Below are 341 nucleotides of genomic sequence, written 5' to 3'. Positions count from 1 at the left end.
CTGCCGAGCATCTGGTGCTGCACCAGCGCGGTACCGATGGCCTGGGTCACCACCACCATCTTTAGCTGGTAAGGCTGTTCGAGCAGCGGAAGGCCGAGGCGATCGGCTTCGGCCACCACCGTTGCCGGAATGCTCTGGATGTACTCGGCGCCGGTGAGAATCACCAGACCGGCCGTGGCGCGCTCGACTGCCTGGCGTACCAGAAGCAGCAGGTTGGCTTCGTCACGAGGGTGGTTGATCCCGGTCACGAAGACCAGCTCGCCGCCCATCACCCAGTCGGCGATATCCTCGTTCTCGGCCACGTATGGCCAGCGCACCGGGTTGCCCAGCGCGGCCTGGCC

At 66.0% G+C, this 341-nt stretch carries 1 protein-coding gene; it reads right to left on the bottom strand.

The window, feature by feature from the left end:
* A partial coding sequence (locus AC0IYH_RS30175; protein WP_471837794.1) for a PucR family transcriptional regulator ligand-binding domain-containing protein occupies positions 1-341 on the bottom strand: 341 nt, incomplete at both ends.

The sequence above is a fragment of the Pseudomonas sp. AC463 genome (assembly GCF_979253585.1).
The sequence above is the reverse complement of the archived record's forward strand: the minus strand, read 5'-3'. Positions and strand labels throughout refer to the sequence as shown.